This is a genomic window from Marinobacter sp. THAF197a (assembly GCF_009363275.1).
In the GTDB taxonomy this organism is placed as follows: Bacteria; Pseudomonadota; Gammaproteobacteria; order Pseudomonadales; family Oleiphilaceae; genus Marinobacter.
Genome location: NZ_CP045324.1, coordinates 3,649,237 through 3,674,333 on the forward strand (window position 1 = coordinate 3,649,237; position 25,097 = coordinate 3,674,333).

At 57.5% G+C, this 25,097-nt stretch carries 24 protein-coding genes; 14 read left to right on the top strand and 10 right to left on the bottom strand.

All coding sequences use genetic code 11. From position 1 onward, the window contains the following. Together FIV08_RS16945 and FIV08_RS16950 are read right to left on the bottom strand one after the other, a co-directional pair. Complete coding sequence (locus FIV08_RS16945; protein ID WP_058092432.1) at window positions 1–342, bottom strand: P-II family nitrogen regulator; 342 nt, start codon at window positions 340–342, stop codon at window positions 1–3. Between the two features lie 89 nt (window positions 343–431). Beyond that, complete coding sequence (locus FIV08_RS16950; protein WP_152439190.1) at window positions 432–2,375, bottom strand: CASTOR/POLLUX-related putative ion channel; 1,944 nt, start codon at window positions 2,373–2,375, stop codon at window positions 432–434. Window positions 2,376–2,449: 74 nt separating this feature from the next. Between FIV08_RS16950 and FIV08_RS16955 the strand changes: the two genes are divergently transcribed. Beyond that, window positions 2,450–3,691, top strand: coding sequence for a hypothetical protein (locus FIV08_RS16955; RefSeq protein ID WP_152439191.1), 1,242 nt, complete (start codon window positions 2,450–2,452; stop codon window positions 3,689–3,691). A 5-nt stretch (window positions 3,692–3,696) separates the two neighbouring features. On the opposite strand, the gene dauA is transcribed toward FIV08_RS16955, so the two are convergent. Then, window positions 3,697–5,442, bottom strand: coding sequence for a C4-dicarboxylic acid transporter DauA (gene dauA / locus FIV08_RS16960; protein WP_152439192.1), 1,746 nt, complete (start codon window positions 5,440–5,442; stop codon window positions 3,697–3,699). Window positions 5,443–5,540: 98 nt separating this feature from the next. Here dauA and FIV08_RS16965 point away from each other — a divergent pair, with 98 nt between their 5' ends. From FIV08_RS16965 to FIV08_RS16975, 3 genes are read left to right on the top strand one after another with little or no spacing between them, the layout of a single operon-like run. Beyond that, a complete protein-coding gene (locus FIV08_RS16965) occupies window positions 5,541–5,729 on the top strand; it encodes a CopG family transcriptional regulator (RefSeq protein ID WP_072676199.1) in 189 nt (62 codons plus the stop codon). Between the two features lie 9 nt (window positions 5,730–5,738). Then, window positions 5,739–6,758 carry a ChaN family lipoprotein gene (locus FIV08_RS16970; protein ID WP_152439193.1) on the top strand — a complete coding sequence of 340 codons (1,020 nt, stop codon included), beginning with the start codon at window positions 5,739–5,741 and terminating at the stop codon, window positions 6,756–6,758. 29 nt (window positions 6,759–6,787) lie between these two features. Continuing rightward, a complete protein-coding gene (locus tag FIV08_RS16975; protein WP_152439194.1) occupies window positions 6,788–7,495 on the top strand; it encodes an SIMPL domain-containing protein in 708 nt (235 codons plus the stop codon). Window positions 7,496–7,502: 7 nt separating this feature from the next. On the opposite strand, the gene FIV08_RS16980 is transcribed toward FIV08_RS16975, so the two are convergent. Next, the gene (locus FIV08_RS16980) at window positions 7,503–8,570 is read right to left on the bottom strand and encodes a beta-N-acetylglucosaminidase domain-containing protein (RefSeq protein ID WP_152439195.1); all 1,068 of its coding nucleotides are present in this window, start codon (window positions 8,568–8,570) and stop codon (window positions 7,503–7,505) included. Between the two features lie 180 nt (window positions 8,571–8,750). Here FIV08_RS16980 and FIV08_RS16985 point away from each other — a divergent pair, with 180 nt between their 5' ends. The 7 genes from FIV08_RS16985 to FIV08_RS17015 all read left to right on the top strand — a co-directional run bounded on the left by FIV08_RS16985 (window position 8,751) and on the right by FIV08_RS17015 (window position 16,208). Then, window positions 8,751–9,821, top strand: coding sequence for an acyltransferase family protein (locus FIV08_RS16985; protein WP_152439196.1), 1,071 nt, complete (start codon window positions 8,751–8,753; stop codon window positions 9,819–9,821). Window positions 9,822–9,961: 140 nt separating this feature from the next. Beyond that, window positions 9,962–10,420 (top strand): ATPase, encoded by a 459-nt coding sequence (locus FIV08_RS16990; protein WP_106693906.1) that lies wholly within the window; start codon window positions 9,962–9,964, stop codon window positions 10,418–10,420. A 171-nt stretch (window positions 10,421–10,591) separates the two neighbouring features. After that, entirely contained in the window at window positions 10,592–11,668 is a 1,077-nt protein-coding gene (locus FIV08_RS16995; RefSeq protein WP_072676194.1) for a TRAP transporter substrate-binding protein, read from the top strand. 98 nt (window positions 11,669–11,766) lie between these two features. After that, on the top strand, window positions 11,767–12,312 hold the full coding sequence (locus FIV08_RS17000) for a TRAP transporter small permease subunit (protein ID WP_152439197.1): 546 nt from the start codon (window positions 11,767–11,769) through the stop codon (window positions 12,310–12,312). Next, window positions 12,309–13,607, top strand: a complete 1,299-nt coding sequence (locus FIV08_RS17005; RefSeq protein WP_152439198.1) for a TRAP transporter large permease — start codon at window positions 12,309–12,311, stop codon at window positions 13,605–13,607. The genes FIV08_RS17000 and FIV08_RS17005 overlap by 4 nt, the downstream gene beginning before the upstream one ends. A gap of 163 nt (window positions 13,608–13,770) precedes the next feature. After that, on the top strand, window positions 13,771–15,084 hold the full coding sequence (locus FIV08_RS17010; RefSeq protein WP_152439199.1) for an SAM-dependent methyltransferase: 1,314 nt from the start codon (window positions 13,771–13,773) through the stop codon (window positions 15,082–15,084). Next, a complete protein-coding gene (locus FIV08_RS17015) occupies window positions 15,084–16,208 on the top strand; it encodes an NAD(P)/FAD-dependent oxidoreductase (protein ID WP_152439200.1) in 1,125 nt (374 codons plus the stop codon). The genes FIV08_RS17010 and FIV08_RS17015 overlap by 1 nt, the downstream gene beginning before the upstream one ends. 58 nt (window positions 16,209–16,266) lie before the next feature. Here FIV08_RS17015 and FIV08_RS17020 read toward each other — a convergent pair whose 3' ends face one another. From FIV08_RS17020 to FIV08_RS17030, 3 genes are all read right to left on the bottom strand, one after another. After that, window positions 16,267–17,301, bottom strand: a complete 1,035-nt coding sequence (locus FIV08_RS17020; RefSeq protein ID WP_152439201.1) for a porin — start codon at window positions 17,299–17,301, stop codon at window positions 16,267–16,269. A 192-nt stretch (window positions 17,302–17,493) separates the two neighbouring features. Beyond that, entirely contained in the window at window positions 17,494–18,885 is a 1,392-nt protein-coding gene (locus tag FIV08_RS17025; protein WP_228715563.1) for a choice-of-anchor I family protein, read from the bottom strand. A gap of 275 nt (window positions 18,886–19,160) precedes the next feature. Continuing rightward, window positions 19,161–19,634 (bottom strand): Dps family protein, encoded by a 474-nt coding sequence (locus FIV08_RS17030; RefSeq protein WP_072676187.1) that lies wholly within the window; start codon window positions 19,632–19,634, stop codon window positions 19,161–19,163. Window positions 19,635–19,858: 224 nt separating this feature from the next. On the opposite strand from FIV08_RS17030, the gene FIV08_RS17035 reads away from it, so the two are divergent. Next, complete coding sequence (locus FIV08_RS17035) at window positions 19,859–20,125, top strand: DUF2061 domain-containing protein (RefSeq protein ID WP_197463799.1); 267 nt, start codon at window positions 19,859–19,861, stop codon at window positions 20,123–20,125. Between the two features lie 46 nt (window positions 20,126–20,171). On the opposite strand, the gene FIV08_RS17040 is transcribed toward FIV08_RS17035, so the two are convergent. After that, complete coding sequence (locus FIV08_RS17040; protein WP_152439203.1) at window positions 20,172–21,611, bottom strand: dihydrolipoyl dehydrogenase; 1,440 nt, start codon at window positions 21,609–21,611, stop codon at window positions 20,172–20,174. A 153-nt stretch (window positions 21,612–21,764) separates the two neighbouring features. On the opposite strand from FIV08_RS17040, the gene FIV08_RS17045 reads away from it, so the two are divergent. Then, window positions 21,765–22,436: a LysE family translocator gene (locus FIV08_RS17045; protein ID WP_152439204.1), complete on the top strand. Its 672-nt coding sequence runs from the start codon at window positions 21,765–21,767 to the stop codon at window positions 22,434–22,436. Here FIV08_RS17045 and FIV08_RS17050 read toward each other — a convergent pair. Further along, window positions 22,381–23,433, bottom strand: coding sequence for a 3-deoxy-7-phosphoheptulonate synthase (locus tag FIV08_RS17050; protein WP_152439205.1), 1,053 nt, complete (start codon window positions 23,431–23,433; stop codon window positions 22,381–22,383). The genes FIV08_RS17045 and FIV08_RS17050 overlap by 56 nt on opposite strands. Window positions 23,434–23,796: 363 nt before the next feature. On the opposite strand from FIV08_RS17050, the gene FIV08_RS17055 reads away from it, so the two are divergent. Beyond that, window positions 23,797–24,582, top strand: coding sequence for a secretin N-terminal domain-containing protein (locus FIV08_RS17055; protein WP_228715448.1), 786 nt, complete (start codon window positions 23,797–23,799; stop codon window positions 24,580–24,582). Here the strand turns inward: FIV08_RS17055 and FIV08_RS17060 are convergent, their stop codons facing one another. Further along, window positions 24,583–25,083, bottom strand: a complete 501-nt coding sequence (locus FIV08_RS17060; protein WP_152439206.1) for a DnaJ domain-containing protein — start codon at window positions 25,081–25,083, stop codon at window positions 24,583–24,585. It abuts the gene before it with no gap. Between the last annotated feature and the right edge of the window lie 14 nt (window positions 25,084–25,097).

The window sequence follows — 25,097 nt, forward strand, 5'->3', positions numbered from 1 at the left end:
TTATTTGGGCTGTTGACGGAGAAACTCAATGTGCTCCTTCAAGCCAACGGCCTGGGCAACGTCCAACTCAATTGCGATCCCCGTCTCTTTCGATTCATCAAGTTTGCCCGCGGCACAGACAGCATCAAGGACCCGCCGCGAGCGGCTGGCCTCAACCAGGATCAAAACAACACTTCGGGCTCCCATAAACTCGAAACCAAAGAACGTGTAATGAGGCTTGTGACCTCGTCCTTGCGCATTATTGATGATAGTGGCACCCGTTGCACCAGCATCTCGAGCCGCATCAAGCACGATGTCCGTCCGTTCTTGGTCAACGAAAACCATAATCAATTTGAAATCCATGCTGCCTCCTTAATTCCCTTCCAGAACACCGATACTTTACCACCAGCCACCAACTATCCCATTAAAGATGGGACCAAGACTGATCTTGCTCAATTTAAAGCCAACACAACAATCTGATCCCGCTCTGCCAATGCCAACCACTCGCTCCGGGGAGGGTTGAGCTGCAGGTGCCGCCCCAATTCATTCGCCTTTGCCCGATATACGCCAAGCGCGATCTCACCGCCGGCGGCGACAATTTTTTCAAGCAGCTGGAAATCCGCGCTCGCAGGTAACGGGTAATCGTGGGGATCGCGGAACTGAATCTCGGCGCCACCCACAGTAAACAACTCATCCAACACTACCCGGAGTTCGCGACGCAGGGCTACCTGAGCCAGAACGTGGCTCAGGATCATCGGGCTGATCAGCATCTCACTCTGGTGGCCATAGAGCAGCTGGCGGTTGTTGGGATCACTCAGCTCCATAATTACCTGCGGGCGCCGGGGTGCCTCGGCCAGAATGTCTTCCAGCTGCAGGTAGCCAACCATGGCCCGGGCATCGGCCTCTTCCCCGGAACCAAGGCGGTCACTGCTCAGCAGAATGATCGTATCGTAGCTGGCGGGGTTCAGTTTTCGCAGATCGTCTTCCACCATGTAGTCAGCTTCCAGCAACTGACCGTTGATGGCTTCAAGATCAACGCCATAACGGGCAATTTCCCGCTGGCGTTCTTTTAACGGGGTGGCAGACACCATATCCAATTTGAAATTGCGGCCTTTATAGCTGCTAAATTCCTCGGCCAGGCTCGGCACCCGCCGGTTCCAGCCCAACACAAGCACCCGGTGAGCCCCCGAACCGCCAGTCGCGTGCACCTGCGCGGCGCGCCTTTCAATAACAGGCAGCGGTTCAGCTTTCGGGTCTGCCCCCGTATGCTCGTAATCACTGGCCAACAGCACCACGCGGTCTTCGCGGCGAATAATCGTGTCTGATGGTGCCAGCAGGTTGACGTTCCAGCCGCCACCGGCGGGCTGCAACAAACCAAGAACGATGGCGTTCGGGCGTTGGGCCGCCAGTTCGCCCAGACTCAAGCCTTCGGCGGTTTCACCGCCCCGGACAAAAATTTCACTGCCTTCTCCGGCGGTCAGCAGTTCGTTATAAACCTCAGAAAGATTGGGATGCAGAACGTTCTGCACCATCAACCTGCTGATGGTGACATCGCCCGCAACCACCTCAACCGCACCCGGATAGGCGCGCTCAATCACCGACAGCTTGCGCATGTCCTGAATTTCAGCCACCACAAATGGCAAAGGCGCATTCAGATGGCGAGCCTGGGCAGCGATGGACAGCAGTGCCTTGACGGTTTCCACATCTGACGTCACCAAGCTTCCGGCATCGTGAACCTGGCTGGGCACAATCACTGCGGCGGCATCCAGGCAGGCTACCCGATGCAAGGCATCTGGCTGAATCGCTGAGCCACTGCGAAGAATCACCTCACGAGCCCTTCGCCCAACGCCGGGCTCGCTCCCCAACTGATGCACCTGTTCGGCACTGGCCTCCTCCGCCAGGACCACCAGCCGCAATTTCTGGGTGTCATGTTTCTCCAGAAAACGCTGCATCCGACCGGTAGAGCTGAACAACTCCGCCACCAGTGGCGGCGTTTGAGCTGTCCAGCCAAGTACCACAAAATGGTTCTTAAGCGTGACCGGTGTCAGGCCCCGTTCCAGCTCTTCCATCTTGGCAATCAGCCAGCGGGTCAGGATGGCCACCAGGGTACCCATAAACACCACGTAACCGAGAACAGTCAGCAACGTGGAGACCACCCGTTGCCAGGTACCCACATCGTCGCCGAGATAGCCCGGGTCGGTCAGCCGCAGAAACGCCCACCAGACAGCCGAGCCCGGGTCGTCGAACTCTCCCCCCTGGGGCACCACAAGCATCCCGCCGATCAGCGAAATAAGCCCAATAAAGAAGCCGACAACCAGTAACTGGAATCCTGCCCCTTTGACAAGTTGGCGTTCGACAATGAACTTCAGACGGTCAACAACCCGGAATGGCAACATGGTGGTCCTTTTTGCGAATCGTCAGTGTTGGACATAGGATAGAACAAAGCCTGTCAGGAAGGTGACCTCAATCCATGACAACAACTTCAACTCGAAGCCCTGCCTCCCGTCGGATGATCCTGGCACTGGCAATCACCCTCTCCGGCACCGCAAGCGCCAGCAATGCTCATATCCCGCAACCCTGGAGGTCCGATGCAGTGGTACTGGGCCGGGATGAAGCCTATGACACCGAGCGCTTCCTCCACGAACTGACGTTTGATCACCGTCAGGCGTTACCGACCGCCATGGACAACGGCATCCGCGGTACCGGCGGCAGTGTCAGCAGCCGCCGGCTGTATTTCGACTTCCGCTACCGCCAGGATTTCGGTTTTCGTGATGACCAGAACGGCTTTCTGCTGGATATTCAGCGGGCCGAGGATCTCGACGGTTCCTACCAGCGGCAGTTGGTGGGCTTCAGGCAAAATCTTGGTGAACGCACGGAGCTGTGGCTGCAAGGCGATGTGTTTTCCGACAAGGCGGAATCCGACATCTATCTGAGTGCCCGGCACCGATTTACAGACAAAAGCTGGTTGCACGGCAGCATAGTTCTTCCGAATTATTACTTCAACGAAAAAACTGATACCGCCGACCGTTTCGACAAGCAGCCCCGTTCCTATTTCCTGCAGTGGCATCACCAGGGATCATCTGCCGTGGAAGGCACGACGGTATCGCTCAATCTGTCCCCCGATTCCCGGTTCATAAGCCAGCAGCAGGAGCTGGCCGTCAGCAACGAAACCCAGCGCGGGGCCATCAGCCACCGCCAGCAAACCGGAGACTGGCTGATCGGGTTACACCTGGAAGGTGAGCGCACACGGCGGGATTACACGCTGCAGCGGAGCGATGAAAACAGGGCCACCGGATTCGAGCGCGACCATCTGAAAGCCCGGGGCTCCGCCACCCTGGTGCCGCACCGGCTCTCCCCCACAGTTGGAGTGGCCTGGCTGCAACTGGATGAAACCGGATATTTCGGACGAGAGCTGAACGATGAGGGACGTATTCGGCGCCGGGAACCCACAGTCTTTGCCGAGATCACCCTGAGCGCCAGCCAGAACACCAGCATCAGCCCGGGCATTTACCTGAGTGCGCCCGAGATCCGGCAAACGTTTGAACAGGAGGAGGAACAACGCCAGCACACCGGCTTTACCGGCAAGCTGGCAGTACCTATTGAAACCCGACTGAGCGCCAGCAACGAGGCAATATTAACCCTGAACCCCACCTTCTACCTGCACAAATTCGGGTTTGGCGGCGGCAACCTGCAGTTGCACTGGCCGCTGTAAGCGGATCAGACCATCTGCGGGGCACTGCGGCGGGCACTGAGGGTTTCAAGAGCCGAGGCCAGTGATGGATAAAAACTGCTGACCCCCGGTTCCGGTTTGAGCCCAGCCCGGGCCAGGGCCCTAAGGGGCTGAAACTGAAGGTCAGCGATCATGATTTCGGTACCGTTTTTCCGGCACTGGTCAATCAGTTTGTTCAACGCCGCCAGGCCGCCGGCATCCAGCACGGTCACGCCATCCATGTACAACACAAAGCCCCGGGTTTCCCGGGACAGATCCGCAAGCTCACCAAAAACCCGGTCAGCGGCGGCAAAGAACAGCGGGCCGTTGATCTTGAATACCCGCCAGCCTTTCGGCAGCCCGGCCTGCACTACCCGTTTGTTATCGCTGATGTCTGTCACCTTGGTCATCTGAGCCATTTCACGCATGAACAGCACCGCCGCCAACAAGACACCGGTAGTAATGGCAATGACCATATCCAGCGCCACGGTCAGGCCAAAACAGGTAAAAAACACCAGCACATCGCTGCGCGGGGCGGTTTTCAGCAGATGCATGGCCTTGGGGGCCTCGCTCATGTTCCAGGCTACCATGATCAGCAGCGCAGCCATGGCCGGCATGGGCAGGTATGCCAGAATACCGGCCAGCGACACCAGCGCCAGCAACACCACCAAGGCATGCACCATGGCAGCCACCGGTGACTGGGCCCCGGCCCGATAGTTGGCAGCTGAGCGGGCAATGGCGGCGGTGGCGGTAATACCGCCGAAAAACGGCACCACAATGTTGCCGATGCCCTGCCCCATCAGTTCGCTGTTGGCGCTGTGGCGCTTGCCGGTCATGCCATCCAGCACCACGGCACACAGCAAGGATTCAATGGCCCCGAGCATGGCAATGGCAAAGGCCGCCGGCAGCAACTCGCGCACCATATTCCAGGACAGGCCTACCGGCTCGCCCTGGGCATTCAGTTGCTGCCAGGGCCAGGCAAATTCGGGAAGGAAGGGGGGAATGCCGGCACCGGTACTGCCATCGGGCAACAGGTAACTGAACCGGGAACCGATGGTTTCTATCGCAGCCCCATTGGCATTGAACCAGATCGCCAGCAGGCTGCCGATAATCACCGCAGGCAAATGCGGCGGCACCGGCGTTTTCAGCCTGGGCCAGAGCAACATAACCGCCAGGGTAATGGCGGCGATCAGTGTGCTCATGGAATCCAGCGCCGGTAACTGCTGGGCCAGCACCGCCAGCTTGTCCCAGTAATGCTCCGGCATGGTCTCTACCGACAGGCCGAAAAAGTCTTTCACCTGCAGGGTGGCGATCACCACCGCAATACCGCCGGTGAACCCCAGGGTGACGGATTCCGGGATATACTCGATAAAACGGCCCAGGCGCATCACCGCCATAATCACCAGCAACACCCCGGACATCAGCGTGGCCAGCAGCAGGCCACCCAGTCCGTAGCTCTGGGCAATGGGGTACAGAATCACCACGAACGCCGCCGTGGGGCCGGAGATGCTGTAACGGCTGCCGCCGAACAGGGCAATCACAAAACCGGCAATGAAGGCGGTATAAAGGCCATACTGGGGGGCAACGCCACTGGCAATGGCCAGCGCCATGGCCAGGGGGATAGCAATAATGCCGACGGTCACGCCGGCCATCAGGTCTTTCAGGAAGCGGCCGCCGGTATAACGCTCATCCACACAGGCTTCACGGAAGGCGTGGGCAATCCTCAGAGAAAACAGATGAGCGCGGTGCGACATGAGGCACTTCCCGGTTGCGGCGATAGCTTAGTCATTATATGCTCACGCCGATTACATTCAATGTTAACGTGATTAACATGCCATGAGCACTACCACTTATGACTAAGGAAAACCGAACAGCCCGATTGACGCTACTGATCGATCCGGAGAAGAAAGCGGTCTTTGAGGAACTGTGCAAAGCAGAGGATGTCACTCCGTCACAGAAAGTCCGCCAGTTTATCCGCGAATACGTCGAGCAGAGACTGGGCGAAGACTGGCGCGAACGGCGCACCGACAAACCTGACTGAGCATCGCCGATGGCCTCACCCGAACGCTTTCGCCTCCCTGTTCTGGCGCTCAGCCTGGCGCTAACGACCGGTTGTGCCCAGCTACCCAAACCGTCCGGCACAGAGCCCGCGCAACCACAAACCCTGTATGACAGCGTACTGGTCGACAGCCATTCAAGCCAGCCAGTCACCATCGACAACCTGGCACGAGCACTGACCAGCACCGATGTGGTGGTGATTGGCGAGTATCATGGCCACCAGGCCTCGCACCTCCTGCAGGCCCAATTGCAACAACGGCTTTACCAACAGCGTCCGCGCCAGGTGTTGACCCTGGAGCAGTTCAACCTGGATTATCAGCCGGCGCTGGACAGTTATCTGGCGGGCATCACCGGCGAAACCGAAATGATCGAAGACGCCAATGCCTGGGACAACTACCGGGCTTCTTACCGGCCGCTGGTAGAATTTTCCCGGCGCCATGATCTTCCCGTTGTTGCCGCCAATGCCCCTGCCGATGTGGTTCGCTGCGTGGGCCGCACCGGCCCGGGCTATCTCGAACGTTTGCCCACCGACCAGCGGCAAACGCTGCCTGAGCAGCCGTTCCGGGACACGCCGGCCTACCGGGAAAAGTTTGTCGAGGCCATCAGCGGCAGCCACGGCCAGGGCGATCCCTCCATGGCCGAGCGCATGGATAACACCTACAACGCCCAACTACTGCGCGACAACACCATGGCCATGCGCATCCTGCAAGCCCATCAACAACACCCGGACCACCAGGTAGTGCACCTGACAGGCACCTTCCACAGTGAGCAGGGGCTGGGCACCGTGGCGTTGCTCAAACAACAGGCGCCGGAGCTTTCTGTGGTGGTGATCAGCCCGGTGTTCTGGCCAGACGAGGAACGACAAGCACCGTTGGCCGGCAACCTCGACAAGGGCGATTACCTGTATCTGATCCAACCTCTGCCGCCGGAATTCCGGGACACGGATCGGCGGCAGAACGCCATGCGGGAACGTTTTAGCAGTGGACCAGAGATCCAGTGCATCACAGAATAGGCACGTTGATTCACACAAGGGACTGAACCATGAAAGTTGTTGTTGCCATTATCCTGGGCATAAGCCTTATTCTCTCTGCGTCGTTATTGAAAGAAGGGCTCACCGGCCTGAAAACGTCGGACCGCTACGTCACCGTCAAAGGCGTTGCCGAACGGGAGGTGCAGGCCGATCTGGCACTCTGGCCGATCCGATTTGTCGCCACGGGCAACACCCTGGAACAAGCGCAGGAAAAAGCACGCAGTAGCCGCGAAGCCATCTATGCGTTTCTGGAGTTACAGGCGATCGACAAGAACGCCGTTGAGCTGCAACGGCTGGATGTCACCGACACTCGCGCCAACCCTTATCAGGGCGAGGGCGAACAGAAGTTCATCATCAACCAGACCTTAATGGTGCGCAGCACCCAGATAGACCGCATTCGCCAGGCGGCCCAAAACGTCAGTGAACTGGTGGATTCCGGCGTACTGCTGACCACCGACTACGGCCCCGGCGGCCCCACTTACCTGTTCAGTGGCCTGAACGACATCAAGCCGGCGATGATCGCCGAAGCCACCGCCTCCGCGCGGGAAGCTGCCCAGCAGTTCGCCCGGGATGCCAACGCCAGTGTTGGCGGTTTGCGCCGGGCCAATCAGGGGGTGTTCCAGATTCTGGCCCGGGACCAGGCGCCGGGCGTATCGGAACAGCAGCAGCCGGTGAAAACGGTACGTGTGGTCTCGACCGTCGACTATTACCTCGAGTAACGTCCGTTTACTGGGTTTGCACCATCTCGTCCGTCACCTGATAGTCACCGGCCAGCCAGCGCAGAATCTCGTTGGCGGCCGGATGATCAAAGGCATCGTAGGTGCGGATCAGCGCCTGCTTCTTTTCATCACTGATCCGCCCCAGCCCGGCATCCTGCAGCACCAGCAGATCGGCTTGTAGCTGATTGGCAAGGTCTACCCCCAACAGTTCCCGGGCGGCATGATGAAACGCCTGGCCATACTGATAGTTCGGCCCCTGCCGGTAAGACTCCGCCAGAGTGAGCGCGGGTATCGCCGTCAACGCCGGCTGTAATGCCGGATTGATGGCGTGGCCGGCCAGATGTGCTGCATTGTTCGCGGGGCGGCCGGTAAAGGCCCGCAGGTGCAAATGCCGGGACATCCGGTCACCATCATTCACCGGGTAGTTATCCCACAGCACCGGTTTACGGCCCAGGTGATCCCCTACCCGCTTCAGGTGCCCCGGTGAGATTTCCCGGGAACAGACTTCCTCCCCGGTCCAGAACACCCTGACCTCTTTCGGCAACTCGGCGCCCAGGGTTTCCAGATAGTCCGCCGGGCGTTCTCCGAACACCCGGTCCAGCACCGGGTCGTCGGAATAGTAGGTCGGGCACATGCTGATGGTGGTGGCCTTGGAGTTATCCCGAATCCAGCGGACAATCTCGGCCTGGGTGCGGGCCAGCTCCGGCACTTCAGAGCGCATGTCATCAAACAGGATGGCCAACTCCTGAATCCCCACCCGGTCTAGCATCCGGAGCTTGGCTGCCAGCGCTTCCCGGGCGGCGTCATCAAACCGGTTGAAAATCTCGAACGGGCTCAGGCCTACCCCGAAACGTACCCCCTCACGGCGGCACAAACGGGCAAAAGCCTCCAGCTCGGCCGCCTGGTCTGCCGGATGGGGTTCCTGCCAGCGACGGCGCAGGTAGGAGTCCGCCTTCGGCGCGTACAGGTAGAAGCTGTAACCATGTGCGGCCAGCGAGGTCATGAGTCGCCCCCGCTCTGCCCAACTCCACATTGGGCCATAGAAACCTTCGATAACACCCAGTTCAACTGTCATGACCTGTTCGCCCCCTGATTACCGCATTCACTCATCGTATCCTCAAGTGTACTCCGGATCGGGCGAATCACCATGAACGAAACGTCAGTGGCCGGAAAGGCAATCGTATACTCTGGCGATAGGCGACTGACAGTCGGCAGGATAGACTATCAGCTATCTCTCAACGGAACCCGGCTCAACATGCCTGATGCCCGAAATCGCCTGACTGCCCTGGACGCACTGCGTGGCCTTGCAGCTCTGGGCGTTGTCCTGTTCCATTACCTGCCCTATTACGACCGGCTGTATGACCACTCTTTCAGCAGTCCCGGCTTCCTGGATTTCGGGCGCTACGGTGTGCACCTGTTTTTCATGCTCAGCGGCTTTGTCATTTTCATGACTCTGGAACGCACGCGCACTTCCGGTCAGTTCGCCCTGGCCCGCGCCTTTCGACTTCTACCCGCCTTGTGGGCAGGCATTGCGCTCACCTATCTGATGGTCCACTGGCTCGGGCCGGAGGATCGCATGGTTAGCTTCGATGCGGCACTGATGAACCTGACGCTGTTGCATGAGTACCTGGGCTACCCCCACGTTGACGGCGCCTACTGGAGCCTGGTGATTGAAGCGACCTTCTACGTGTGGATTGCCTTGCTGTTCTATGGCCTGGGCGATTGGCGCAGAATTCGGACGGTACTCTGGGCCTGGGTGCTGGTCAGTTATGCCGGTGTCATCTGGTGGAAGGCCATTCCGGACACCCTGGATTTTCTGCTGAAAGATTTGCTGTTTGTTCGCTACGCGCCACTGTTTATCAGCGGCATGTTGATCTACCGGGCCTATCATGACCGCCGCTTGCCCGCCATCGATATCGCCCTGCTTGCCCTGAGCATCGGCCATTGTCTGGTCGCCTACAAAGCGCCGTTCAATATCTTCGTGCTGGCCTGCTACGGCATTTTCGCGCTGGCGGTCGCAGGCTACCTGAATGTCCTGTCACGCCCAAGCCTGCTCTGGCTGGGAAGCATTTCCTATACGCTGTACCTGGTTCATCAGAACATTGGCTATGGGCTGATCAACCTGGCCTATCAGGCGGGCCTTCCGGGACAACTGGGGGTGGTGCTGGCACTGGCGGTGGCGATTGCCCTGGCCGCCGTCCTGCACTACGGCATCGAGAAGCCAGCCCTGGCTTATTACCGGCAATGGCGCGCCAACCGGCCGACGCCGACAGCACGCACGGTCATTAGGGCGGAGCGCCCTCAAGAACAATCAGGACGGGGCTGATAGCAGGAAATAAAAAGGTTTTGAAGGATTCATCAAGCTCCTGATCCCGATCAAAAGACCGCCAACATGGAAGGTGGAAAATATCGTCTAGACTTACAGAAAATTGTTGAACCACTTCATTTTGAAGGGAGTTTACCTGTATGGAAATCAAAACCTTTGCCGACCTGATCGACTGGACCCGGCAACTGCACGCCCATTTGGGCCGCTGCCTGCACGAATCTGCCGCCTTGAATAAAGATGAGCGAGCCAGTGCCCTGCTTGATTACATAAGTCGTCACGAGCAACTACTAGCAAAAGCCGTGGAAGAATATGAAAAGCAGGCCGATTCGAAAGCCATGAACACCCGCCTTTACGACTATGGCGTGCACAAACCTATCGAGAATGAACGCACCTGCGACACGCACTACAACGATCTGGATTTTGCCGGCATTGCCCGTGAGATTTTCGATTTCCACGACCAGGTAATGAACCTGTATGACAACCTGATCGGTAAAGCCGAGATTCCCGAGGCCAAAACCCTGCTGGAAGACCTGAAATCCCTTGAGGAACACGAGGCCATGCGCATGGCCAGCCAGATCGGCCGAATGCAGGATGTGTGAACTTCTCACCTCCCAATGACCTTAGACCTATGTCGTACACAGGTTATTTTTTGCTGTAGAACGGCCGCGGTAGTTGCTAATCTGAACTAGACTGTCCGGACGGTGGTTTCCTACAGGGAACCGGGTCCATCGAAAACGACAAATACAATAAAACCAGAGGATAGAAGAGCAATGAAGATCCGTTCTGTTCTTTCCGCGGCTGTGCTGGCTGTGGCAACTACCTTTGCCGCCACTCAGGCGCTCGCACAAGACAAATTCACCCTCAAAATGGCCGAAACCTGGGGCCCTAACTTCCCGATTTTTGGCGACACCACCAAGCGCTTTGCTGAAACCGTTGAAAAAATGTCCAACGGCAGGCTGACCGTCCGTATTGATTCCGCCAACAAGCACAAAGCGCCGCTGGGCGTGTTTGACATGGTCAAGGCCGGCCAGTATGACCTGGGCCATTCGGCATCCTATTACTGGAAGGGGAAAGTACCGGAAACCCTATTTTTCACCAGCATGCCATTTGGCATGAACGCCATGGAACAGTACGCCTGGTTCTATCACGGCGGTGGTATGGAGCTGATGCAGGAAGTGTATGAGCCCCACAACATGCTGTCGTTCCCCGGCGGTAACACCGGCGTTCAGATGGGCGGCTGGTTCCGCAAGGAAATCAAATCCCTGGACGACCTGAAAGGCTTAAAAATGCGCATTCCGGGCTTCGCTGGTGAGGTGTTTGCAGAGGTTGGCGTTAATCCAACCAACATCGCCCCGGGTGAGCTCTACACCGCACTTGAGCGAAACACCATCGACGCCGTTGAGTGGGTAGGCCCGGCGCTGGATCTGCGTCTTGGCTTCCAGCAGATTGCCGATTACTACTACACTGGCTGGCACGAGCCCGCCACGGAACTTCAGTTCCTGGTGAACAAGCGCGTGTGGGACCGTCTGCCAGCAGATCTGCAAGAAATCATGCGAGTAGCCATGCGCACGGCTTCATACGACATGCTGGTTCACTCACAGCACGCCAACGCCGAAGCCTGGGCCAACATCAAAGAGCAGTATCCGAACGTTCAGATCAAACAGTTCCCGGAAGACATCTTCCAGGCCATGTACGATGCCAACAAGAAGCTGCTGAAGGAAGCCGCTGAACGTAATGATCTGTCCGCCCGGATCGTGGAATCCCAGGAGACCTACCTGCGCCAGAGCCGGGCCTACACAGACATCTCTGAGCGGGCGTACCTGAATACCATGGCCGAAGTCGAGTAAACTGAGGTCAGAAGTAACAGAGCCGGGATCGCTCAACGCAGTGATCCCGGTTTTTTCGTTTCACAGATACGCATCCGCTTTGCGGAGGACGAAGTTCCATGCACTGGATAATCAAACTCGACAAGAGCCTGGCCTGGCTCTCGAAACTGTGCGGCGTGATTGCCTGCCTGGCCATGATCCTGATGGCCGTGAACGTTTTTTACGATGTCGTTGCCCGTTACGTCTTCAACGACGTGTCCATCGCCCTGCAGGAAATGGAATGGCATCTGTATTCCGTGGTTTTTCTGCTGGGTATTCCCTACGCCCTGCGCACAGACGGCCACGTTCGGGTAGACGTGTTCTATACCCGCTGGAGTAACAAGACCAAGGCCTGGGTCAATATTCTGGGTGCGCTGATTTTTGTCATTCCCTTTGCCTACCTGATCGGCCGTTACGGTTACAGCTTCGCCCTGGATTCCTACCAGATGGGCGAAGGCAGTGGTGACCCAGGTGGCCTGCCCCACCGCTGGGTGATCAAAGCGGTGATACCACTGAGTGCTGTATTCATGGCCACCGCCGGCCTGAATATGGTGACCTACGCCATCCGGGTACTGTCGGGCGAGAAAGAATACGTAGGCGAGCACAGCGCGGGAGGTCTGGCATGATCGGTATGATTATGTTCGGCGTGGCCCTGATCATGCTGATGTTCGGTTTCCCCGTGGCCTTTACGTTTGGTGGTGTGGCTCTGGTGTTCGGTATCTATGCCGAGGGCATGGATCTGTTTGCCTTCATGCCGTACCGCATCATGAGCGTGATGCAGAATACGGTTCTGATGGCGGTGCCCTTGTTCATTTTTATGGGGGTGGTGCTGCAACGCACCAAATTGGCTGAGCAACTGCTCACCTCCATGGGTCGCCTGTTTGGCGGTTTGCCGGGTGGTTTGGCCATTTCCACCATTCTTGTGGGCGCGCTCCTGGCCGCTTCGACCGGTGTGGTGGGCGCCAGCGTGGTGGCTATGGGCCTGATTTCTCTGCCGGTCATGCTTGCGCACAAATACGACAAACGGCTGGCAACCGGTACCATTTGCGCTTCTGGCACCCTCGGGCAGATCGTACCGCCGTCCATCATCCTGATTATCCTCGGGGATGTGCTTGGGCTGCCGGTTGGCGACCTGTTCAAGGCAGCGGTCGGCCCCGGGGTGCTGCTGATTGGCCTCTACATTGTCTACATTCTGGTGCTTACCCGTTTGAAACCACAGACGGCACCAGCCATGCCCAAGGATGATGACGGCGTAAGCCGGGGTAAGGAAATCCGGGATGCCCTGCTGGCCATCATTCCGCCACTGGCATTGATCATCGTGGTGCTTGGTTCCATCTTCACCGGCATTGCCACCCCCACCGAATCCTCCGCCCTGGGCGGTATCGGCGCGGTGGTACTGGCGCTCATCTACCGTCAGTTCTCGTTCAAGATGGTCTGGGATGCGGCGAAGGATACAGTCAGCGTTACTGCGATGGTCTTCGCCATTCTGATTGGAGCCACGGCCTTCTCCATGGTGTTCAGTTACACCGGCGGCGACTATCTGCTGGAGGAATGGCTGCTGATGCTGCCGGGCGAGCAATGGGGCTTCATCATTCTGGCCATGCTGGTCATCCTGATTCTTGGTTTCTTCATCGACTTCGTAGAGATTTCCTTCATCATCGTGCCCATCCTGGCGCCGGTAGCCGAAGCCCTGGGCATTAACATGCTGTGGTTTGCCATTCTGGTAGCCATGAACCTGCAAACCAGTTTCCTGACACCACCCTTCGGGTTCTCACTGTTCTACCTTAAAGGGGTGGCACCACCGAATGTCCGAACGATCGATATCTACAAAGGCATTGTGCCATTCATACTGATCCAGATTCTGGTGCTGGCGCTGATCGTCATCTTCCCGGAATGGTTCGGCATGAGCTCCACTTACTGACCTTTTCAGGCAGGGTCGGGTAAGCAACCCGCCCCTGCCTCCTGTCCTTTTTGCACCCAAACCTGACAAACCCTGATCATTTTCTATACTAAGCAAGAAACGCGACTCTCAGTGATGCATTCGGGAAAACGCCGGAGAATTAACGCGAAGGGAGAGAAGTTTCATGGCACAGGGCACAGCTCCAAAGACGGACTATTCTGACAGCAACACCAAAGCACATGTTCTTAGCCTGCCACTGGAAAACAGTCAGGCTGATCGCGAACCACACAGCTATGAACGCTGGCTGATCGCCAAGTTAATGCGAATGGCCGGTTCACCCGCCATACGCTTCCAGCTGTGGAATGGCGAGGTCATCGAGCCGGAGCAAGGGCCAGCCCGCTTCACCCTGCACCTGAAGGATCACAAGGCACTCTACTCCCTCGTTGCCAACCCCAACCTCGCCTTCGGCGATCTGTACAGCGCTGGCCGCCTGGAGATCGATGGCGACCTGCCTGATCTGATGGAAAGCCTTTACCGATCAGTCCACGCCGCCCGGCAGAAATGGCCAAAATGGCTGGATGCGCTTTGGAAGAATCACAACCCCAGAGCAACCGGCATTTCCGAGGCCAAGGAAAACATTCACCACCACTACGACCTGGGCAACGAGTTTTACCAACTCTGGCTGGACAGCGCAGAAATGCAGTACACCTGTGCCTATTACGAGCACCCCGGTAACACACTGGAGCAGGCACAACTGGCCAAACTGGAGCATGTGTGCCGGAAGCTGCGCCTGAGGCCAGGCATGACGGTGGTGGAAGCCGGCTGTGGCTGGGGCGGCCTGGCCCGTTATATGGCCCGCAACTACGGCGTGAAAGTTCACTCCTACAACATATCCCGTGAACAACTGGCATACGCCCAGGCCGAGTCTGAACGCCAAGGGCTCGATGGTCTTATTACCTATGTCGAGGACGACTACCGCAATATCACCGGCCAGTACGACGCATTCGTCTCTGTTGGCATGCTGGAGCATGTTGGCAAGGAAAACTACCGAGCCCTGTCGGAGCTGATCAAGCGCAGCCTGAAACCCAACGGCATAGCTCTGCTCCACAGTATCGGGCGCAACCGCCCCATGCTAATGAATGCCTGGATAGAGAAGCGGATCTTTCCCGGCGCCTACCCTCCCAGTATCGGCGAGTTTATGGAAATCTGTGAGCACGGCGACTTCTCGGTACTGGATGTGGAGAACCTGCGGCTGCACTATGCCCAGACCCTGAGCCACTGGACGGAGCGCTTCGAAGCCAATGCCGAGCGCGTTACCGAGATGTACGACGAACACTTCACCCGCGCCTGGCGGCTTTATCTGGCGGGCTCAATTGCAGCATTCCGGGCCGGTTCTCTGCAGCTGTTCCAGGTGGTGTTTACCCATGGCGATAACAACCAGCTGCCCCAGAGCCGGCAGGACTTGTATGCGTTTCCGGCAACACCGGAGGGCAACTGATGGATCACTACGATGTGATCATTGTTGGTGCCGGCCCGGCCGGTTCCACCCTGGCACGCAGCTTGGAGGATGCCGGGAAGAATGTACTGGTCATCGACAAAGCCAGCTTCCCCCGGGACAAAACCTGCGCGGGCTGGGTAACACCTGCCGTTATGGAGAGCCTGGACATCAACCCGGCGAATTACGCCAATGGCCGAACCCTTCAGCCTATTCGTCGTTTCCGCATTGGCATGATGGGGCAGCCTGCGGTGGAGAACGACCACCATGGCATTGTCAGTTACGGCATACGGCGCTGCGAATTCGACGCTTTCCTGCTCGAGCGGGTACGCTCTCCAAAGCAACTTGCCACACCCGTCAAATCCATCGTCCGGAACAACGGCCACTGGGTGGTCAACAACCAGTGGCAGGCCCCGCTTCTGATTGGCGCCGGGGGGCACTTCTGCCCGGTTGCCAGACAGCTGGGCACTGGCCCCGGTAAACACGAAACAGTGGTCGCCGCCAAGGAAGTGGAGTTTGAGATGACACCGGAACAGGCCGATGCCTGTGAAGCCCGGGGGGATACACCTGAGCTCTGGTTCTGCCGGGATCTCAAGGGTTATGCCTGGGTATTCCGCAAAGGTAATTTCCTGAACATTGGCCTGGGGCGGGAAGACAACCACCGGCTAACGGATCACCTGGAGGCATTCGTAGACGATATGAAGCACGACGGGCGAATCCCCGCAGACCTGCCGGGGCGATTCAAAGGCCATGCCTACCTGTTGTACGCCCATGCAGATCGGCCACTGGTAGACGACGGCGTATTGCTGATCGGAGATGCAGCGGGCCTGGCTTACACCCAGAGCGGTGAGGGTATCCGCCCTGCCATTGAATCCGCCTTGATGGCGGCCGAGGTGATTCTTCACGCGCCCGACTTTTCCGGGGCTGCGCTACAGCGCTACGGTGAGCGCATTGCGGAACGCTTTGGCAACCGTGCCAGCGAGCAGGACCCCGGCTGGGAACTGCCTGAATGGCTGAAACAGCCCCTCGCCAGCACGTTAATGCGCTCGCACTGGTTTACCCGAAAGGTAGTGACCGAAAAATGGTTCCTGCATCAGGATGTGCCGCCACTTAAAGCCGCCGGCTGAAACGCAAAAAGCCGGGCCCTTGCGGGGCCCGGCGAAGTGACGCGACATGAAAAGGGTATTACATGGAGAACTTGTGATCGAAGCCGATACCGAAGGTGGTGTCTTTGTCTTCGCTCAGGTCTTCCTCTACCTCGGTCAGGACCGCATACACCTTGCTGTTTTTGCCAACCTTGTAATCAGCACCCAGCGCCCACAAGCTGCGCTCTTCGTCTGTCAGATCACCCTCGGTCAGACCATACTGGGCCTTCAGCTTCAGATTGCCGGTCTTAAACGCACCGCTAACCAGGTAGCTGGTGTCTTCCATGTTGTTGTTGGCGCCTTCAGCCAACTGGTACAGGAAACCGGCTTCAAATGCGCTGGTGTTGACGCCCGCCACAAAACGAAGGATATCGTTCTGCGGATCCTGTGCACCGCCGTCAGAATCCACAAAACGGCGGGGAGTGCTGCTACCACGGGTACGAGTAGTCGTTTCAGAATCGTAGGCAATCGCACCGTAGAAGATGTCTTTCTGGAACGTCAGTGAGGCGGAAATCGCATCTGCTGGGCCGTCATTGGCATCCGGGTTAGCAACGTTATCAAACTCTTCGCCCGGAATAAACGCAACATTCAGGGTCAGCATGTCTGCCAGTTTCGGGGTGCTGTACTGAATGATGTTGGTTGCACGCAGCTGGCCGGCCATCAGGAAATCGATGTCGCCCAGGGTATCGTTGAACTGGTCAACGCTCATCTCGGCGCGCTTGAGCGGGGTGTCAAAGTTACCGGCGATCAGTGTGCCCGCGTTGGCGTGTTTGAAACCACCAAAAATGTTGCGCTGGCTGAAAGGTGTTCCGCCATCATCAACGTTGATCTGGTATTCCGCCTGGTAAACAGCAACCACGTCTTCAATGTTCAGGTCCAGTTCACCTTTTACGCCAAGACGGGAATTGTTGCTCTGCAAACGCCAGGCATCGTTAGAGAAAGAGGCGCGATCACGATCCTGGTTCTCATAGGAAACATTCACTTTACCGTAAACAGTCGGGCCCTTGTCAGCCATCGCCACAGACGGCGCGACAACCATGGAACCGATAGCCAGTGCCAGCAATTGCTTTTTCATTACGTTCTTCTCCATCAGTGATCATTCTTGATCGGTGTTGAATTTCGTGATGTCACTATGGCGATGGTTTATGAACGATTTGTTAACTATATATGTCAGTTGTGTGAAACCTGACTGTCAGCAAAGGGTTGCGATGCACAACGACAAACCCCGTCCAGAGGACGGGGTTGTTTTACAGACTGCGTTAACCGATTACTCGGCGTATTGCAGAACCACTCGATACACCGCGGTGGTGCCACTCACTTCATTACCGGTAAGCAAGAGCACGTCGCCGTTTGGTGACAGGTCCGCGGGTATCACCGTAATGTCTTCGATTCCCAGATCACCGGCGATAGCCAGGTTGGTTTCCGGGTCCATCACCCACTCTTCCCGCGTATTGAGATAGTCCACGATCGACGGCGACTGCGGATTGGTGATGTCAAACACCATGACACCACCCATACGCTCAAGACCAAGGAAAGCAAACGTACGATCACCAAAGGTGGCTGATGTTACCGCTTCCGGCTCTGGCCCCTTGTTATCCGAGCGGTTCAGGAACGAATCGCCAGCACTGTGGTTCGAGTTGAAGAACTCCGCGCAGGGGATATCTCGCTGCGACCCGGCAAGGCAGGCATCACTGGCCAGATACTGCTCAACCATGTCGCCGGAATCCCACACCAGATCACCATCAGCGGACCAGATCGCCATGGAACGGCCACCGAATGCGTATACCTCGTCATACATCAGCCGGTCACCTGCAGGGTCCTCAACACCGGAGGTATTGAACATCACAGGGTCACCGTTTTCATCGGTGCGGTAGCCCATGGTCCAGGTCACGGTGAGGCGGCCCAACTGTTCATCTTCCCGGCAGCCGCCTGGCTCACCGGCACTGGCGCCGCAGTAGTCGAACACCTCGGGATTCAGCAGTGCGCCTTTCGCCAGGTCGAACAGTTGTGGCGGCATGTCATCGCCCAGACGGCGTTCAAAACCGTTCTTGTGGAACAAATGCTTGAATCGTATTTCCTCGACAAAGCCCTGATTGGCATCACCACCAAAGTCAGGGTCTTCCGAATCTTCAGGCCCCCAATAGGCTGGGTTATCCTCACCCCAGGCCCGGGCATCGCCCTCGTTGGCGGTCAGGATGAAAGTCTCACCGTTATTGGTGAAGCTGGCGATGGCATCCGGATGGTACATGCCGAAAATACCCGGCCAGGTTTTGATGTCGATGACTCCGTTTTCATCGCTGGCATCCAATCCCTGGCCCTCAACACCATGATCCTTGTAGCCCAGCGGCAGGATCTCAGTGATGGTGGCCGAGGCGATGTCCACTTTCGCGAGTGCGTTGTTCTCCTGCAACGCCACCCATGCAGTGGTGCTGTCGGCGTTCACTGTGATGTACTCCGGCTCCATATCCTGGGCGACACTGGCACCCGGACCAAATACCCGAACACCATCCGCCACCAGCTGTGCTCTCTGGCTATTGAAGGCGGTAAAATCTGCCGTCCTGACTTGCAGGTTGTCAGGGTCAGTCACATCAATGACGGAAACCGAGCCTTCCGGATCAATCTGATAGTCGTCACTCGGCTCACCCTCATTGGCTACCAGAAGGTATTTGCCATCAGGAGTGAGTCAGCATATCCGGCTGAGCACCAACCTCTGCAAAGCCGCGCAGGGACAGTGTCGCAGCATCGTATATGGCAGCGAATCCCGGTTCAGTCTTCGGTGAATTGCTTTATTAGAAAACTAACTCGGTAGCAAAGAAACCTATTTCACCGCTGTTACAGGATCGGGAAGGAAATAAGACAGGGCAATGACATATTGATGAAAGGCACATGGCGGCCTGATACCACCACGTGCCCTTACGGACGTATTATGACAATCTACTGACCAAGGTAACTCCGGTACATCCACACCGTTTTTTCCTGCTGGGAGATGTAGTCACTCATCAGGGCAACGGTGCCTTCGTCTTGAGCCTCGCCGGCCAGATTGAGCAGATCACGCTGCTTGGCGATCAATTTCCCGAAGCTCTCTACGATGTTGCCCACAGCTTCTTTGCCATCAGACACATCCTTTCGCTCGGGCACATCGGATTTCTCGATGTAGGTACTGTATGCGTGCGCCGGGCGGTGGCCCAGGGTCAGAACACGCTCGGCGATCTCATCAATCTTCAGCAAAAGATCGTCATAGAGCTCTTCAAACTTGGCGTGCAGCTCAAAGAAATTGTCGCCCTTGATGTTCCAGTGATAGCCACGAACGTTCATGTAAAAGATCTGGTAGTTGGACAGCAACTCGTTAAGAGAGTCCGCCAGCTTCTGGGTCTTTTCCGTGTCCAGACCAATAAAGTTCTTACCCATATTGAACCTCCTGATTCGCGTTTTGGGTTTATCTGCCAACCACTCTACTCAGTCGTCGGCTATAGCTGAAGTTTAGTTCTTCAATACTTGCGATAGCATAAGATTATATCAAAAACCAGAAACCCATAGACCGATGCTATCGACGATAATCACAAGTTCTATTTGGAAATAATTCTCGTTTGGTCTTCAATACATTCATAGACCCTACGAAAACGGAGTTGATCATGAGCGCACTGAAACTGTTCGTTCACAACCACAGTGCCAACGGTGACCAGTCACTGTTAAAAACCATCACCTTTGCAATCACGCACTTCGTGGTGGCGTTCTCCGTAGCCTATTTGCTGACCGGCGACATTCTGATCGGCAGCCTGATCGCCATGGTTGAGCCGACCATCAACACCGTTGCCTACTTCTTCCATGAGAAGATATGGGCACGGTATCAGCGGAATGCAACCGCCAGGCCCTTGATCGTACGGCACAACACGCCCTGAAACGGCTGATTCAGATCAATTACGGATATAACAGAAGCGGGCCGGCTCAGACGCCGGGCCCGCAATCCATACAACCCTCAGCGGGTTCCGGCCCCAGCCTGAGGTTTCTGTTGAGATTTTTCAGAGCAGTCCTCAACCCTTCTTCAATCACCGGGTGGTAGAAAGGCATTTCCAGCATTTCACTGACGGTCATTCGCTTCTGGGCACACCAGGCCAACAGGTGGGCAATGTGTTCCGCCGCCGGCCCGAACATTTCTGCGCCCATGAACAAACCGCTGCCATGCTCACCATACACACGCAGCAAACCGCGATTCCTGCCAATCACTTTGCTACGGCCCTGGTCCTCAAAGCTGACCTCCCCGATTGCAAAGCAGCCCTGGCACTTCTCGTCCACCTGATGAATGGTCAGCCCGACCAAGGCAATCTGTGGGTCTGAGAACACCACGGCCAACGGCGTCTTGCGCAAGCCGGTGCGCACATCGGGCCAGGCCGCGGCGTTATCCCCGGCGATACGGCCTTCATCTGCCGCCTCATGCAGTAAGGGCCGGTGGTTATTCACATCACCAGCAATAAAAATATGGCTGTCGCCACAGCGCAGTGTGTAGGGATCAAACTCCGGCATGCCCTGGTCATTCAGTTCAATGCCGGCATTCTGGATATCCAGGTTATCCACATTGGGACGGCGGCCGGTGGCCGCCAGCAGATAGTCAAAGGTTTCCTGATGCACCTCGCCATCCTCAAACCAGGTGATGTGAACATCTTCACCCGTGCGCTCGACCCGGCGAGTCTCCGCCTTCAGGCTCAGTGCCAGTTCTTCACCAAACACGCCCTTCGCATAGTCACGGATCTTCTCGTCCCGCAGGCCGCCAATACCACCGCTGACCCCAAACAGCCGAACCCGCACGCCCAGCCGGCTCAGTGCCTGGCCCAGTTCCAGGCCGATGACACCGGGGCCGAATACCGCTACAGATTCCGGCAGATCCTGCCAGTCAAACACATCGTCGTTAACGATTAACCGGTCCTTGGCTTCTCTCAGGATGCCCGGCACGTTAGGTCGGGAGCCGGTGGCAATGATAATGCGATCGGCATGCACTTCAGTGTGTTCGCCAACCACCAGCCGGTGGCTGTCGACAAACCGGGCATGGCCCATCAATCGGTGTTCCTCCGGCAGTTTTTCCATGGACCGAACCACCGGTGCCACAAACTTGTCCCGCTCTGCCCGCACCCGCTCCATGACCAGCCGGCCATCAATCCGTACATCACCCGCCAGCACACCGAACACATCGGCGGTTTTCAGGTCGTGGGCTCTTTCAGCAGCGGCAATCAACAGTTTGCTGGGCATGCAGCCCACCCGCGCGCAGGTGGTGCCGTACCGTTCTCCCTCGATCAAAACCACATTGTCGGTGGCTTTACGAACCCGCTGGTATGCCACCATGCCGGCAGTCCCGGCACCGATAATGGCCACATCCACTTCACGCTTGTTCATTTTGCCTCCCGGTAAGCTAGAATTCGGCAGTTAAACTGAAAGTATAGAAACCTTATCATTGCCTGACAGGTGAAGCTGGCAAAAAATCCTCAGCAGTGTGCAGGTTTACCTTCAGTACGTTCGTCTGGCAATGACAATACCCGGAGATCTCAGGTGCAGAATTACTGGCTGGAATTTATGACGGTGGCACTGGTTCACTTACTTGCGGTGGCAAGCCCGGGCCCGGATTTCGCGATCGTTTTGCGCCAGGCGCTCACCCAGTCCCGACGTAATGCCTTGCTGAGCGCAGCCGGCATTGGCATTGGTATCTTGCTGCATGTGGGTTATTCGTTGTTGGGCATTGGTTTCATTATTCAGCAGTCGGTAATGCTGTTCACCGTACTGAAGGTGGTGGGTGCCCTGTACCTGTTGTGGATTGCCTGGCATTGCCTGCGAGCAAAACCCGGCGGCATTCATGTGGATGCCAGAGGTAGCAACGGGCAAACCGGTTGGGCGGCGTTCCGGCTCGGCTTCCTGACCAACGTGCTGAACCCCAAGGCCACGCTGTTTTTCGTATCCCTGTTCTCAGTCATCATCAACCCCGGCACCCCGGTGCTGCTGCAGGCGGGCTACGGCCTTTATATGGCTTTCGCCACCGGCCTCTGGTTTGCCCTGGTCGCGATATTCTTTACCCACCCCCGTGTCCGCCGGGGGTTCAACCGGTTCGGACACTGGCTCGACCGGGCCATGGGGGGCATCCTGGTATTGCTGGCCGGGCAGCTGTTGCTTTCTACAGTGAGCGGATCAGAGCCTCCGTCTGCTCCCAGCCCAGGCACGGATCGGTAATCGAGCAGCCGTAGATCAGCTCTTCGCCGTCGTCCTGCCGGCCGAATTCCAGGAAGCTCTCCAGCATCAGCCCCCTGATGTGCCGGTTGCCGCTGCGCTTCTGGGCCATCACCTCCCGGGCGATATCCAGTTGCCGCTCGGCCTGCTTGCAGGCGTTGTCGTGGCTGCAGTCCACCATCACTGCCGTCGACAAGCCGGCTTTCTCCAGTTCCGCCACCGCCTTGGCGATGCTCAACTCATCGTAATTGGTCACGCCCCGGCCACCGCGCAGTACCAGGTGGGTGTCCGGGTTACCGGAGGTAGAGATCATCACCGGCGCGCCGTTATGGGAAATACCCATATGGTGGTGCGGGTGCGAGGCAGACTTCATGGCATGGCTGGCCACGGTAATGCCGCCATCGGTACCATTTTTGAAGCCGGTGGGCATGGGCAGGCCGCTGACCATTTCCCGGTGGATCTGGGATTCGGTGGTGCGGGCACCGATGGCAGTCCAGCTCACCAGGTCACCCAGGTAATCCATCATGAACGGGCTCAGGGCTTCCGTCGCCAGCGGTAAACCCAGCTCGGACAATGCCAGCAGTAGCTTTCGGGAGCGTTCCAGACCCTGCTTCAGATCGCCCTGGCCGGTGCGATCAGGATCGTACAGAAGGCCTTTCCAGCCAACCGTGGTGCGTGGTTTTTCCAGGTAGGCGCGCATCACTATCAGGAAGCGATCACTCACCTCGTCCGCCAGGGTTTTCAGACGGGTGGCGTAATCCAGGGCGGCCTGTTCATCGTGAATCGAACACGGGCCCATCACAATCAGGGTTCGGTCGTCCTGACCGTGCAGCACGGCGCGGATCTGCTCACGGTAACTGGCAATGGCCCGAACCAGGTGCTCACCGGCAGGAAACTGCTGGCGCAACTCGCCCGCCGTTGGCAGTGTGGCTTCCTGTCGGTGCTGGCAAGCACTTGCGATTTGCTCGCCCAGCGTTTCGGATTTCAGCGGCATGTTCATGTCTGTGTTCCCGTTTCCCTGTATCAGAATCAAAAAAGCCCCGGCTGGGCTACCAGTCGGGGCTTTTTCGAGTCCGGTGGCAGCCTGGGTTGCTTGCCGGGCTGCCTTCCTCGTTAAATTCGGTCGATGAAGATCTTACGGGCGGCCCGGGCTCTGGCTAAAATAAAAGCCATAACCAAACCACCAAAAATACACAGCAGAACCTGCGGCCTTCAGTTTCTCACCGAAAGCTTTCAAAACATTCAATTGACAGGCTGCGTGTGTGGTCTTCATGCTTTTCACTATAACCCCGCGGTTTTCAGATTGGCAACCCGCAATCCGGAATATTTTTGGCGGGTATGTGTAACGGCTCCGGAGGCCCCGATGACTGAACGCATGACCCACTCCATCACAACCAGCCTGTTGGCACTGGTGTTCGCCCTGTTTTCAACCCTTGCCCTCGCCCAGGAGTCTCGCGTTTACCAGCTCAACAACCGCACCTCTGCTGACGTTGCCAACCAGATTAAAGAACTCTATCAGCAGGCTCCCGTCTCAGTCTCCGCCCGGGGACAGCAACTGGTGGTTCGTGGGGAGCCCGGATTACTGGATGAGATCGGCACGCTGATTGAATCCATCGACGTACCGCCCGTGCAGATGCGCATCAGCGTTCGCTACCGGCAGGACATCGGCGGCAAGCAGTCCGGTGGCGGCGTGACGATTTCCGACAACCGGGCCGGCGCCAATGTCGAACGCCGCACCATAAGCACCAATTCCAGCACTGAACGGCAACTGGTGGTCCAGGATGGCCAGTCCGCCCACATCACCTCCGGCAATGTGCGCACCCTACCGTTTGCGGTCCAGGGCGGACGCAACCCGGCGGCGATACTCGAACAGGTAGAAACCCGCAGCGGCTTTATCGTGACACCCCAGGCCATATCCGACCAGACGGTAGAGCTGAATATCGTCTCGTTTGAGGAAGATCCGGCCAGTATCCAGGGCTATGAAACCGAAGCCCTGATGACCATTCGGCGGGTTGAACCCGGTCAGTGGGTGTCCCTGGGTGGCACCAGCACATCCCAGAGCCACCGGCAGGATGGCATCACCTATCGGGTAACCGGTAACCGTTCTGAAAATCAGTCGGTGGATGTGAAAGTCGACATTCTGCCCTGATCAAGCTGCCCGTTTGCCGAGCAGCAGGTCCCGGGCATCATTGAGCTTGGCCGCCAGGTAGTCGTTACCACCCCGGTCCGGGTGTACCTTAAGCATCAGCCGCCGGTGGGCCGCGGTCACTTCCTCCCGGCTGCAGCCGGGCTTTACACCGAGGATGTCACAAGCTTCCTGTTCGGTCATCGGGCCCTGAGTTGCCACATTGGCTCGGGCACCTGACGCTCCACCCGGAGCTGGCCCTTCGTTATCACCCATCGCCCGGCGAACCAGGGGGGCAAACTTCAACAGCGCCGGCAGCTTGCGCAGCAACGGAATGATCGCGGCAACCGCTGCCGTCAACACATGGACCCGCCCGGTCAGCACCATAAACAACAACAGGGCGCCGCCCACCACCAGCACCGCTTTCCATATGGCGGCTTTCTGGCCTTCCGGTGACAGGGCACCCCATTTTTTCAAGATGACAAACACGGCGGCCGCCAGGGCCAGGCCGAGAATTAGCTGCATTCGATCCTCTCACC